Below are 12127 nucleotides of genomic sequence, written 5' to 3'. Positions count from 1 at the left end.
CGCGGGGATTGCTCTGTCCATGCGGCGCGGCTCCTGATGAGCGGCGCATCGGCCCCGCACACGCGGGGATTGCTCCTTCGGCCCGGCCCCGATGACCCACCGGCGCTAGTCGGCCCCGCACACGCGGGGATTGCTCCGCGGAGGGCGGTTGGCGCGAGGGCCTGAAGAAGTCGGCCCCGCACACGCGGGGATTGCTCCGCGTACGACGGCCGCACCCCGGCCGCCCGGACGTCGGCCCCGCACACGTAGGGATGGCTCCCAGCCGTTGCTCGCTGGCAGTTCCACGTCGTTGTCGGCCCCGCACGCGTGGGATTGTTCTTCAGGCCGTGATGCCGAGCTCCTCGGCCAGCCGGCAGCGCCGCACGCGTGGGGACCGTTGTGAGCTGGTCGCTCGTCCGCTTGGCGAGGGACCTGGCGGCTTGGCGGTGATGCTGGGGTGCTGAAGAACTCGCCGAGCTGGTTGGACGCTTGCGGTTCACGTGAGTCGGCGTGAGCTGCCCTGGGTCGGCGTCATGGGGTGAGCCCAGGGCCAAAGATCTGCGGGTTCGTCAACTGTAAGAATTTGACGGTTAGTTCAGGCCGAGGTCGAAGACGGCGGTGACGGGCGCGTGGTCGGACCAGCGCTCGGCGTGGGTCGCGGCGCGCTCGACGCGGGCCTCGGTGCAGCGGGCGGCCAGGCCTGGCGTGGACATGAGGTAGTCGATCCGCCAGCCGGCGTCGTTGTCGAAGGCGCGGCCGCGGTAGGACCACCAGGAGTAGGGGCCCTCCTGGTCGGGGTGCTTGGCGCGGAGGACGTCCACGTAGCCGTGGTCGTCGAGGACGCGGGTGAGCCAGGCGCGTTCCTCGGGGAGGAAGCCGGCCTTCTTCTGGTTGGCCTTCCAGTTGCGCAGGTCGGCCTCGCGGTGGGCGATGTTCCAGTCGCCGCAGACCAGCACCTCGCGGCCGTCGGCGGCGGCACGCTCACGGAGGGCGCCGAGGTGGACGAGGAACTCGGCCATGAACCGCTCCTTCTCGTCCTGGCGCTCGGTGCCGACCTCGCCGGAGGGGAGGTAGAGCGAGGCGACCGTCAGGCCCGGGAGGTCGAGTTCGGCGTAGCGGCCGGAGGTGTCGAACTCGGCCGAGCCGAAGCCGATCCGGACGGCGTCGGGCTGCTGGCGGGACAGCACGGCGACGCCCGCACGGCCCTTCGCCGCCGCCGGGGCCCAGACCGCGTGCCAGCCGTCGAGGCGGGCCAGGATGTCGCCGAACTGGTCGGCCTCGGCGCGAACCTCCTGGAGGCAGACGACCTCCGACTTGGTGTCGTCGATCCACTCCAGGAAGCCCTTCTTGGCGGCTGCCCGGATCCCGTTGACGTTGACCGTGGAAACACTCTTCACCCGGTGAGAGTACCGGGTCGCGGTTGCGCGCGGGTGCGCGAAACCGGCCAGGAACCCACTCCATTGGTCTTGACCATGTCCACGGGCACCCCCTACTGTCACTTACTGCAAAGACCTTTAATAAAGAAGGACGGATAAAGGCCGCCCTCCCCACCTGCTGAAACCGGGGAGCCGCGGCGGACCGTCGCTCTTCAGGGTGGAGGACACGGTGGGGCAAGGAACGCTCACGGCGACGGTTGCGGAGCCGAAGTACTGGCACCTGCGCACGGTGCTGCTGCGCACCATGAACACCGAGTTCTCCACGGGCCAGGTGCTCCCGAACGAGCGTGAGCTGTCGGCGCGCTTCGGTGTGGCCCGCGCCACGCTGCGGCAGGCCCTCGACCAGCTGGAGCTGGAGGGTCGCCTGGTGCGCCGTCGCGGCATCGGCACCCTGGTCGCCGCCCCGCGGGTCGGCGTTCCGGTGGGCGAGCGCGAGTCCGGCCGGGCCGGGGTCGTCCTCGGCCACGAGTGGAAGGCCGTCGACTGCACCACGGCCGCCGCCTCCGCCGCGCTGGCCCGCACGCTCGGCATCGCCGAGGGCGAGCAGGTGCACACGGTCCGCCGGCTGCGGGTCGTCCAGGGCGTGACGGTCGCCGTCGAATCGCTGCACGTGCCGACCGCCGGCCTGCCGCACCTGGCCGTCGTGGTGGACGGCGGCGACCGCGCCCGCGGCGTGCTGCGCCAGCTGGAGCGACTCGGCATCGACGGCGAGTCCCGCTCGGTGGAGCTGGGCGTGGCGGAGTCCGTCGAGGCCGGACTGCTGGAGCGCCCCCCGGGCACCCCGGTGCTGGTGGTCACCACCCAGTACGCGGCGGCGGGCCGGCTGGCGGCGTTCGGCGTCTCCACCTACCGTGCCGACACCTGCAAGCTGACCTTCGGCGAGTCCGGCGCGGCGGCCGTCCAGGTCGCGACCCCGGTCGCCGCCGCCACCGCCTCCTGACCGGGCGCTGATCTGTCGGGGCGGCCCGTTACGCTCCCGCTCACTGACGCAGATCGGTGAACAGGGGTGGTGCAGCGGTGAGTTCGCACGGCAGCAACGGCCGCGACATGAACGGCCACGGCAGCAATGATCACGGCAGCAATGATCACGGCAGCAACGACCACGGCAGCAACGACCACGGCGGTGCGCTCGTCGAGCGGGTGATCGCCGCCGTGGCCGCCGATCCGTCCCGCCCGGTGCCGGCGTACCACCGCTTCGCCGGGCCGTGGGTGGAGGGCGAGCCGCAGCCCCGCGCGGTCGGGGAGTTCCCGGGTGGGCACCCGCTGCCGCCGAGCCTGCGTGCCTGGTTGGCGTACGACGGCGGGATGTTGGAGCGGCACGGCTGGTTCGACGCCGACGGCCGGCTCGCGCCGCGCACCCTCGGGGAGATCGCGGCCGAGGAGTTCGGCGAGCCCTGGGACGCGTGCTTCGCCCCGTTCGAGGAGCGCTTCGGCGGGTGCTTCCTGCTGCCCGGCGGCTCCGACAGCCGCCGCGTCCTCTCGCTCGGGCCGAACGGCGAGCGCGACGAACTCGGCGAGTACCCGGTGTTCGCGCTGGACGTCGACGACCTGCCGTGCGCCGTGCTGATGTACCCGGGCTTCGACGCGTACCTCGCCGACACGGCCGGAATCCTGGACCCGGCCGGGGGCGAGGGCTACGACGCGCTCAAGAACGACCGCCGCTACGCGCACCGGATGCGCACCCACGCCCGCGACCGCTTCGCTGGCGACTACGAGCTGCTCTGCCTGCCGTAGAGCCGCGTCACCGGGCCGGCGGGTCGACCGCGAACAGCTGCTCCTCGACGTGGTCGAGGGCCACCCGCAGCGCGCCCATCGCCACCACCTCGGAGCCGAGCGCGGCGAGTTCGACCTCGGGCGCGCGCAGCGTGTAGCAGGCGAGCTGTTCGCGCAGCGGTTCCAGGACGCCGTCCAGGCCGGCCGCCCAGCCGCCGACCACGACGAGTTCGGGATCGAGGGCGAGGACGAGCGCGGTGACGTCGTGGACGAGGCGGCCGAGGAAGCGGTCCATGGCGACCTGCGCGACCTGGTCGCCCTCGCGGGCGAGCCGCAGGACGCGGGCCACGGCGGCCTCGTCCAGCGGGTCGAGGGGCTGGCCGGTGGTGGAGAGCAGGCGTTCGGGGGTGGCCTGGCGGCCGAGCAGGTGGAGGGCGCCGATCTCGCCGGCGGCGCCGCCGAAGCCGCGGTGGAGCCGCCCGCCGATCAGCGAGCCGGCGCCGGGGCTGAGGCCGGCCATCACGAACACCACGTCGCCCCTGCCGACGGCGGCGCCCTGCCAATGTTCGGCGATGGCCGCCAGGTTGGCGTCGTTCTCGATCACCACGGGGCAGCGGAACGAGCGGCGCAGCCGGGCGCCGAGGTCGAGGCCGGTCCAGCCGGGCATCGCGGTGCCGAGGCGGACGACGCCTTCGCGGTCGACGATGCCGGGGGTGCCGACGACGACCTCCCACAGGCTGTCGCGGGAGACCCCGGCCTTGCGGAGCACCTCGGCGACGGTGGTGCGGAGTTGGGTGAGCCGTTCCTCGGCCTCGGTCGACTCGTCGACCGGCTTGGCGTGGCTGGTGATCACCTCGCCGGCCAGGTCGGCGAGGACGACCCGCAGGTCGTGGACGCCGATCTCGATGCCGAGGACGTGTCCGGCCTCGGCGCGGAAGCGGAACCAACGGGCCGGGCGGCCGCGTTGACGGCCCGACTCCTGGACGTGTTCGACCTCGGCGACCAGGCCGGATTCCAGCAGACCTTCGATGACGCCTTCGACGGTGGGTCTGGACAGGCCGGTGTCGCCCACGAGTTGGGTGAGGGTGACGGCCTGCCCGTCGCGCAACGACCGCAGGGTGACCGCCGCGTTGATCCGCCGCAGCAGTGAGGAGTCCCCGCCGGTAAGACGATCCGCCAAGTCGCTTGCCCTTCCGCTTCGCGCGACTGCCCTGGCGCGCGGTGCCGTGAACGCGGGTCGCGGCGCACCGGCGTTCAGGTGCCGGGCACGCCCCCGTGCGAGCCGCCGCCCGCGGCCGGGCACGAGCATGTGCCGTGAACCGGGGCGTCTGCCCGGATCGTACTCGGGCGTCCCCTGCGGAGCGAGCGTTTCCGCAGCTCATCACGGCTTCGGTATCGAAACGGTACGTGGCCTGTGATCGCGCGGTGATCGTCCGGCCGTGTCGTGGCGGCACGGAAGCGGTGATCACTGCCCCTAGGCTGTGCGCCATGGGGAACGACGCCGCCACGTTGCGGAATGCTGCGGACTGTCAGATCGGCTCCGCCGACGCGGAGTTCGTGCGGGCCCACACCGAGCCCGGGCCGGTGCCGTTCGTGCCCGAGGTGCGGCTGCACATGGCGCAGGACGCGATCGCGCTCTGGGAGGTCACCGAGCGGGAGCGCGGCGAGATCGGACTGCCGCCGCCGTTCTGGGCGTTCCCGTGGGCGGGCGGCGTGGCGGTGGCCCGGCACGTGCTGGACCGGCCCGAACTGGTCGCCGGGCGCACCGTGCTGGACCTGGCGGCGGGCTCCGGCCTGGTCGGGGTGGCGGCGGCGCTGAGCGGCGCGGCCGAGGTGCGGGCGGCGGAGATCGACGCGTACGCGGTGGCGGCGATCGCCGTGAACGCGGCCGCCAACGGCGTGTCGGTGACGGCGGAGCTCGCGGACGTGCTCGACGGCGACGGCGGCGACTGCCAGGTGGTGCTGGCCGGCGACGTGTTCTACGAGCGGGCGATGGCGGCGCGCTTCCTGCCGTTCCTGGAGCGCGCCGCCGCCCGGGGCGCCACCGTGGTGGTCGGCGATCCGGGCCGCGCCTACCTGCCGCGCGAGCGTTTCACCGCGCTCGCCGAGTACGCCGTCCCGGTCGCCGCGGACCTGGAGGACACCGCCGTGAAGACCACCACGGTCTGGACGCTGCGCGGCTGACGCCCCGTCAGTCCGCTCGTTCCAGCGGGTACGGGGTGAGGCAACTGGCCGTCGGCGTGACGGCGTTCGCGGCCGCGGCGGCGCTCGACGGCGAGGGGGGCGGGGGCGTCGTGGCCGGGCGCGACGGGGACGGGGGCGGCGGCATGGTGAACGACCCGCACGGGACCGGGGCGCGCGGGCCGGTCAGCGTCACCGAACTCGCGTGGTACGCCTCCTGCCCGTACCAGCCGTGCACGTACACCGTCAGCCGGGTGGTGGTCGGGCCGGTGGTGACGGTGGTGGAGAGTCGGCCGCTGCTCGGGTAGTTGGCCCAGGTGTAGGTGTCGGGGGTGTCGCCGCCGACCGCGCCGAGGAAGACGTACGGCCCGGAGATCGAGGCCTCCAGCTTGTAGGTGGTGTGCTCCAGCACGGCGACGGTCTGCGAGCAGCGCGCGTAGTCGTCGCCGACGGGGTGGCCGGTGATGCCGGCGCCGTCCCGGGCCACGTTCGTGCACTGCCAGTTCAGGCCCAGCGGCCCGGCGAAGCCGCTGTCGATGAGCAGTTGGGCGTTGGACGGGTCGTCGGCGGAGGCACTGCCGCCGAGCGTCAGCGCGGCGGCGGTGGCCAGGGCGAGCGCCACGGCGGCCGCGCCGCGCAGGGGCGTGCCGCGCAGGGGGGTGCCGTGATGGTGCTGGGTCGGTGCACGCATGCCGTCTCCCGGTGGGGTCGGGTGGATGAGGGGCGGCGGTGCGAGGGAGTGGACCACACCCTGGAGGGCGGCACGGGCCTCCGTCAAGGGGGCGCGGGGAAGGCAAGGGTGCTGATGGTCCGTCAAGTTGCCTACGGCGAACGGATGATGGGGGAGGGCCGCGAAAAGGGCTGGTGCTCGGGGCATCGCCGCTGGTAGGAAGGCGTGCCATGAGCGAGTACGAACTGCGGGCCGCGGTGCCCGCGGACATCGACGCGGTGCTGGCGTTCTGGGCGGAGGCCGCCGAGGGAACCAGCATCAGCGACGACCGGGCGGGTGTGGCGCGGCTGCTGGAGCGCGACCCGCAGGCGCTGATCCTGGCCGAGCGGGGCGGCGCGATCCTCGGCACGGTGATCGCGGGCTGGGACGGCTGGCGCTGCCACCTCTACCGCCTCGCCGTCCACCCGTCGGCGCGCCGTCGGGGCATCGGGGCCGCGCTGCTGGACGCCGCGCACGAGCGCTTCGAGGCGCTGGGCGGCCGGCGGGCCGACGCGATGGTGCTGGAGCGCAACGAACTCGGGCAGTCGGCCTGGCTGGCGGCCGGGTACGGGCGCGAGGAGCGGTGGCGCCGATGGACCCGGCCGCTGGCCTGATGGATCGTCAACCCCTGTGTGTTCAAGCGGCCTTGAGGGTGCCGCCGTCGACCACCAGGTCCGCGCCGTGGACGTTGCCGGCCCGGTCGGAGAGGGCGAACAGGACGACGTCGGCGACCTCCTCCGGGGTGGAGAGCCGGCCGGACGCGGTACCCGCCTGGGCGGGCAGGCCGGCCAGCAGGTCGTCGAGCGGCACGCCCAGGGCGTCGGCCATCCGGCCGCCGTACCCGGCGGCGCTGGTCCACTGGTCGGTGGACGTCGGGCCGGGGGAGACGGTGTTGACGCGCACGCCGCGCGGCGCGAGCTCCTCGCTGAGGCGCTTGCCGAACTGGGTGAGCGCCGCCTTGGCCTCCGCGTAGCCGACCGGAGAGCCGCTGGGGATACGGGAGTTGATCGAGGAGACGTTGACGATCGCGCCGCGCCGCTCCAGCAGACTGGGCAGCGCGGCCCGGGTGGTGCGCACCGCGGACATCACGTTCAGGTCGAACAGCGACTGCCACTGCTCGTCCGGCGCGTCCAGCACGCCGCCCAGGGCGAACATCGACGGATCGCCCGCGCCCACGTTGTTGACCAGCAGGTCGATGCCGCCGAGCGCGGCCAGCGCCTGTTCGACCGCGCCCTCCGCGCCCCGGCGGGTGCTCAGGTCGGCGGTCGCGACGGCGGCGACGGCGGCCAACTCCGGGGTGGCGGTGCGGGTCGCGCCCACCACCGTCACGCCCTCGGCGGCGAGCGCGCGGGCTATGACGAGGCCGATGCCGCGGCCCGCGCCGGTGACCAGGGCGGTGCGGCCGTTGAGTCCGAGATCCATGGCTCCTCGTTTCCGGTCCGTCCTCGCGAGGGCGGCCGATGGTTTTTGAATCGTAGGTCAAATATCAAGGCGTGCGGGACCGCGCGGCTGCGCTGTCGCCGTGCGGTGTCCTCAGGGGTCGGTCGGTGGTGCCCGGTGTGCGGTCGGTGTGCGGTCGGCCGGCGGGTGATCAGGGTCCGAAGACGGTGCTGACGGTGGTGTCGACGACGTCCAGGACGGCGTCGCGGTCGTAGGCCCGGGCCATCACCCGCAGGCCCGCGAGCGCCGTCATCAGGAACCTGGCCTGCGCGGCCGCGTCCATCGACGCCGGGACGTCGCCCTCCAGCTTGCCCCGCTCGATGCGCGCGGCCAGCAGGCCGGCGCTGCGCTCGGTCTGCCGGCGCACCGTGCGGGTGGCATCCGCGTCCCGACCGCCCAGCTCCAGCGCGGTGTTGACGGCCAGGCAGCCGCGGCGCACCGGGCCGGCGAAGTCCCTCTCCACCAGCATCGCCAGGTAGGCGCGGATCGCCTCCTTCGCGGTGCCGGGGCCGGACAGGAACTCCTCGGTCAGCTCGATGCCGACCCGGTCGTACGCGTCCAGCGCCCGGCCGAAAAGCTCCCGCTTGGAGCCGAACGCGTGGTACAGGCTGCCCTTGCCGATGCCGGCCGCCTCGGCCAGCTCGGCCGGGGAGGAGCCGGCGTAGCCGTTCGTCCAGAACACCTGCATCGCCTGTGCGATCGCGGTGTCCTCGTCGAACTGCTTCGGTCGTCCCATGACCTGACGGTACGACATATTCGACCTTGAGGTCAACAACGCTTGCCCCGACCCCTTGCGCGACCCTTCCGCAGTCACCCGAACGGGTGGATTCTGAAGAGGCCGGCCCGTGTTGCCGGCGACGTGCCGGCGATGTGTCGACCGAGGGGGAATCAGGTGGATCTACGTCAACGGGTGCTGCGGCGCAGCCCGTTCGTCACCCGGACGCTCAACGCGATGCTGGGTGCGGCCGTCGTGCTCTTCGTCCACGCGATCGTCCGGCAGAACCTGAGCGGGGACTGGCTGCGGCAGTGGCCGTGGTCGTGGCAGCTGCTGGACGTGCAGAGCGCCACCGCCGGCCTGCTCGGCAGTGTCGGCGCGGTCGTCGCGCGCGCCCAGTACGCCCGCACCGTGCAGCCGCTGCTGGGCCTGATCGCCTGGGTCGCCGACGACCAGGCGCCCGGCGGCGTCCTCGCCTGGGCGTCGTTCCTCACCAACAACGGGAACGACGCGGTCGTCCTCCGGTCGATCGAGTACCGGGTGGACTTCATGGACCCGGCGGACCCGCGGACGCCGCCCACCACCACCGGCTGGGTGGACCGCGCCGGGGTGATCGCGGCCGCCGGCGCCCGCGGACTGAGCTCCGGCCGGCACTACCACTTCACCTCCACGGGCCCCAACGCCGTCCTCGCTGGCGGCGTGCGCATGCGGCTGGCCTGGTTCGCCGAGCCGGCCCTCGCCACGATCGTCGACGTGTACGTCCGGGTCGCCGTGCTGGACCGCGTCGGCGACCTCCACCAGCGCACCGTCTCCTGCCTGGTCGACGCCGAACGCGTCCCCACCCACGTCATACCCAGCCCCATCTGAGCGGCGGGATGCCCAACCTGCCTGTCGGTCAAAGGAGTCGGGCCTCGGCGGTGAGGCGGGCGGCGAGGGCTTCGGCGAGGTGGGCGCGGGGGGTGCGGCGGCGGCGGGAGAGGGCGAGGCCGAGGTGGCGGCGGGGGGCGGGTTCGGCGAGGGGGCGGGAGATCAGGTCCGGGTGGTCGGCGAGGGCGATCTGCGGGATCAGGGCGATGCCGATGCCCGAGCGGACCAGCGACTGGGCGAACTCGTAGTCCGTCGCGGTGCAGGAGATCCGCAGGTCGACGCCGGCCAGCGCGCCGAACCGGGCCAGCTGCCCGGCGGACTTGCGGCAGCCCAGGATCCAGCGCTGGTCGGCGAGTTCGGCCAGGTGCAGGACCGGCCGGTGGCCCAGCGGATGGCGGCGGGGGAGGACGACGAGCAGCGGATCCTCGACCAGCGGCGTCCAGTCCAGGCCGGAGCGGTCGCCCGCGCGGGCCGGCGGCGGGCCGTCCAGGTGGTAGGCGAGGGCGAGGTCGGCCCGGCCCTCGCGGACGGCGGGCAGGCTGTCCTCCGGCTCGGCCTCCACGATGGTCGGCTCGACCTCCGGATGCTCCGCGACGAACCCGGTCAGCGCGCCCGGCAGCAGCCGGCGGCCGCCGCTGGCGAAGGTCGCGACGGTGAGCGTGGTGCGGGCGGCGGTCAGCCGGGTGATCCGCTGCTCGGTGTCGGCGAGTTCGGCCGCGATCGCGTCCGCCGCCTCGACCAGCACCCGGCCCGCGCCCGTCAACGTGACGCCCCTGGTGGACCGTTCGACCACCGGCGCGCCCAGGCCGCGTTCCAGCGCCGCGATCTGCTGCGAGACCGCCGAGGCCGTGCAGTGCAGCGCCGCGGCCGCCTGGTTGAAACTGCCCCGGCGGGCCACCTCCCGCAGAACGGCGAGGCGTTGAACGTCGATCAACAGTTCTCCTGAAAAGGAGATCGTCGACCGGACACTACCGCTGGCGACCGGCTCCCGGCAGGCTTCTCACCGGAACGATCACCGGACGGAGAGGCAGTGGGCACCGTGAAGGAGCAGCAGGGGGAGCGCGGCACCCGCACGATCGGCGGGGTCCCGGTGGGGGCGATCGGGCTCGGTGCGATGCCGCTGTCCGTCGAGGGCCGCCCCGACGAGGCGCAGGCGATCGCCACCCTGCACGCCGCACTCGACGCGGGCGTGCGGCTCATCGACACCGCCGACAGCTACCACTGGCACGCCGACGAAGTCGGCCACAACGAACGGCTGATCGCCCGCGCCCTCGCCACGTACGGCGGCGACACCGACGGCGTGCTGGTCGCGAGCAAGGGCGGCCGGGGCCGGCCCGGCGACGGCTCGTGGACCGTCGACGGCGACCCGCGCCACCTGCGCCGCGCCGCCCACGCCTCGGCGGCGCGCCTCGGCGTCGACGCGATCGGCCTCTACCAGCTCCACAAGCCCGACCCCGCGGTGCCGTTCGAGGACTCGGTCGGGGCGCTGCGCGAGCTCGCCGACGAGGGAACCATTCGGATGATCGGCCTGTCCAACGTCGACTGCGCACAGATCCGCACCGCGCACGCCGTCCTCGGCGACCGGCTCGTCTCGGTGCAGAACCGCTTCTCGCCCGCCCACCAGGACACCCGCGACACCCTCGACCTGTGCACCGGACTCGGCCTGGCCTTCCTCCCCTGGAGCCCCCTCGGCGGCATCTCCCGCAGCGCCGTCGACGACCCCGCCGCCACCACCCCGCCGCCCACCACGCCCTTCCACACCCTGGCCGCCACCCTCCGGGTCAGCCCCCAACAGGTCTGTCTCGCCTGGCACTTGGCGCAGTCCCCTACCGTCGTCCCGATCCCCGGCGCCCGCCGCCCCGCCTCCATCCGCGACTCCGCCGCCGCAGCCACCCTCACCCTCGGCCCCACCGAACTCGCCACCCTGGGCCGCTGACGCCGCCGTCCGCGCCTGCCCGGTGGGGCCGCGTGCCCGAGCGCCCGTCAGGCGGCGGGCTCGGACCAGTCGATCCGGTGCCGGAGTGGCCGGGAGAGCTTCTCCTGGTTCATCAGCCTCATGCCGATCGGCATCAGTGTGTCGCGCAGTACCCGGCCGACGGGGCCGGCTGCCTTGTTGCTGTTGGTGTGCTCGGTCTGCTTGATGATCTGTTCGACGCGCGGGCGGCGCAGTTCCTCGTAGCGGTCGAGTGCCCGGGGCAGGGGCAGGGGCAGGTCGCGCAGGCAGCGGGCGAGTTCCACCGCGCTCTCGATCGCCAGTGCGGCGCCCTGGCCGGAGCTGGAGGACGGTGCGTGGGCCGCGTCCCCGGTCAGCACCAGCCGGCCGCGGCTCCAGTGCGGCACCCGGGGCATGTTCTCCATCGGGCCGGTCATCAGCAGCTCGGCCGGATCGGTGCGCCGGATCAGCTCCAGCGCCGGGGTGCGGTCGTCGGCGCAGGCCTCGGCCAGCACCTCCAGCCACCGCTCGGCTCCGCGGGCGACCGCCTCGGCCTGCGTCAACGGCTCCGGGTGCGGCAGGTTGACGAACCAGACGGCGTTGCCGCCGATCACCTGTAGTCCGAAGAAGGCCCGCTTGCCGAAGGTCATGAACATCTTCCCGCCGGTGTCCGGCACCAGGCCGGCCTCCGCGCTGACGGCGCCGAAGCCCTGTAGCCCGGCGTAGCGCGGCCGGGGGGCGGCCGGGTCGATCAGGGTGCGCACGGTGGAGCGGATTCCGTCGGCGCCGACGAGCAGTTCGCCGGTGGCGGTGGCGCCGTCGGCGAACCGCGCGGTGACGGAGCCCTCGCCACCGTCGGCCCCGGTCAGCCGCTTGCCGTGCTCGATCCGGATGCCCCGGCGGCGGGCCTCGTCGTAGAGCGCCCGGTAGAGGTCGCCGCGCATGACCAGCCGGGTGGGCTCCAGGGTGCCGGGACTGCCGATCTCGGCGAGCCGCCTGCCGTTCCAGCTCTGCAGCACGATCGCCTTCATCGGGTCGCCGAGCCGCCGGACCAGGTCGCCGACGCCGATCGCGTCCAGTGCGGCGAGCCCGTTGGGCGCCAGGCCGAGCGCGGCGCCGACGCCCTCGGCGGAGCCCCGGTAGGCCTCGTACAC

The 12127-nt window shown here is 73.8% G+C and carries 13 protein-coding genes and 1 CRISPR repeat array (1 of these 14 cut by a window edge); of the genes, 6 read left to right on the top strand and 7 right to left on the bottom strand.

Annotated elements, in window-relative coordinates; genetic code table 11:
- Positions 1–378: direct repeats of the CRISPR family, unit length 26 nt; unit sequence TCGGCCCCGCACACGCGGGGATTGCT; it reaches 13 nt to the left of the window's first position.
- Positions 379–569: 191 nt separating this feature from the next.
- Positions 570–1376: an exodeoxyribonuclease III gene (locus tag ACFV4P_RS13745; RefSeq protein WP_380470619.1), complete on the bottom strand. Its 807-nt coding sequence runs from the start codon at positions 1374–1376 to the stop codon at positions 570–572.
- A gap of 208 nt (positions 1377–1584) precedes the next feature.
- On the opposite strand from ACFV4P_RS13745, the gene ACFV4P_RS13740 reads away from it, so the two are divergent.
- Complete coding sequence (locus tag ACFV4P_RS13740) at positions 1585–2355, top strand: GntR family transcriptional regulator (RefSeq protein WP_380470617.1); 771 nt, start codon at positions 1585–1587, stop codon at positions 2353–2355.
- Positions 2356–2432: 77 nt separating this feature from the next.
- Positions 2433–3149 (top strand): hypothetical protein, encoded by a 717-nt coding sequence (locus tag ACFV4P_RS13735; RefSeq protein WP_380470615.1) that lies wholly within the window; start codon positions 2433–2435, stop codon positions 3147–3149.
- 7 nt (positions 3150–3156) lie between these two features.
- On the opposite strand, the gene ACFV4P_RS13730 is transcribed toward ACFV4P_RS13735, so the two are convergent.
- Entirely contained in the window at positions 3157–4308 is a 1152-nt protein-coding gene (locus tag ACFV4P_RS13730) for an ROK family protein (RefSeq protein ID WP_380470613.1), read from the bottom strand.
- Between the two features lie 308 nt (positions 4309–4616).
- On the opposite strand from ACFV4P_RS13730, the gene ACFV4P_RS13725 reads away from it, so the two are divergent.
- Positions 4617–5312, top strand: a complete 696-nt coding sequence (locus tag ACFV4P_RS13725) for a class I SAM-dependent methyltransferase (RefSeq protein ID WP_380470611.1) — start codon at positions 4617–4619, stop codon at positions 5310–5312.
- A 7-nt stretch (positions 5313–5319) separates the two neighbouring features.
- On the opposite strand, the gene ACFV4P_RS13720 is transcribed toward ACFV4P_RS13725, so the two are convergent.
- On the bottom strand, positions 5320–6000 hold the full coding sequence (locus tag ACFV4P_RS13720) for a hypothetical protein (RefSeq protein ID WP_380470609.1): 681 nt from the start codon (positions 5998–6000) through the stop codon (positions 5320–5322).
- A 209-nt stretch (positions 6001–6209) separates the two neighbouring features.
- Here ACFV4P_RS13720 and ACFV4P_RS13715 point away from each other — a divergent pair, with 209 nt between their 5' ends.
- Positions 6210–6632, top strand: coding sequence for a GNAT family N-acetyltransferase (locus ACFV4P_RS13715; RefSeq protein ID WP_380470607.1), 423 nt, complete (start codon positions 6210–6212; stop codon positions 6630–6632).
- 22 nt (positions 6633–6654) lie between these two features.
- Here ACFV4P_RS13715 and ACFV4P_RS13710 read toward each other — a convergent pair whose 3' ends face one another.
- Positions 6655–7440 carry an SDR family oxidoreductase gene (locus tag ACFV4P_RS13710; protein ID WP_380470605.1) on the bottom strand — a complete coding sequence of 262 codons (786 nt, stop codon included), beginning with the start codon at positions 7438–7440 and terminating at the stop codon, positions 6655–6657.
- 169 nt (positions 7441–7609) lie between these two features.
- Positions 7610–8194 (bottom strand): TetR/AcrR family transcriptional regulator, encoded by a 585-nt coding sequence (locus ACFV4P_RS13705; protein ID WP_380470603.1) that lies wholly within the window; start codon positions 8192–8194, stop codon positions 7610–7612.
- A 156-nt stretch (positions 8195–8350) separates the two neighbouring features.
- On the opposite strand from ACFV4P_RS13705, the gene ACFV4P_RS13700 reads away from it, so the two are divergent.
- On the top strand, positions 8351–9040 hold the full coding sequence (locus tag ACFV4P_RS13700) for a hypothetical protein (RefSeq protein WP_380470601.1): 690 nt from the start codon (positions 8351–8353) through the stop codon (positions 9038–9040).
- Positions 9041–9068: 28 nt separating this feature from the next.
- Here ACFV4P_RS13700 and ACFV4P_RS13695 read toward each other — a convergent pair whose 3' ends face one another.
- The gene (locus ACFV4P_RS13695) at positions 9069–9974 is read right to left on the bottom strand and encodes a LysR family transcriptional regulator (RefSeq protein WP_380470599.1); all 906 of its coding nucleotides are present in this window, start codon (positions 9972–9974) and stop codon (positions 9069–9071) included.
- Positions 9975–10070: 96 nt separating this feature from the next.
- Between ACFV4P_RS13695 and ACFV4P_RS13690 the strand changes: the two genes are divergently transcribed.
- Positions 10071–10976, top strand: a complete 906-nt coding sequence (locus tag ACFV4P_RS13690) for an aldo/keto reductase (protein ID WP_380470597.1) — start codon at positions 10071–10073, stop codon at positions 10974–10976.
- A 47-nt stretch (positions 10977–11023) separates the two neighbouring features.
- Here ACFV4P_RS13690 and ACFV4P_RS13685 read toward each other — a convergent pair whose 3' ends face one another.
- The gene (locus ACFV4P_RS13685) at positions 11024–12127 is read right to left on the bottom strand and encodes an FAD-dependent oxidoreductase (protein WP_380470595.1); all 1104 of its coding nucleotides are present in this window, start codon (positions 12125–12127) and stop codon (positions 11024–11026) included.

Source organism: Kitasatospora sp. NPDC059795 (genome assembly GCF_042732175.1).
In the GTDB taxonomy this organism is placed as follows: Bacteria; Actinomycetota; Actinomycetes; order Streptomycetales; family Streptomycetaceae; genus Kitasatospora.
This window is presented reverse-complemented; position numbering and strand designations above follow the sequence as displayed.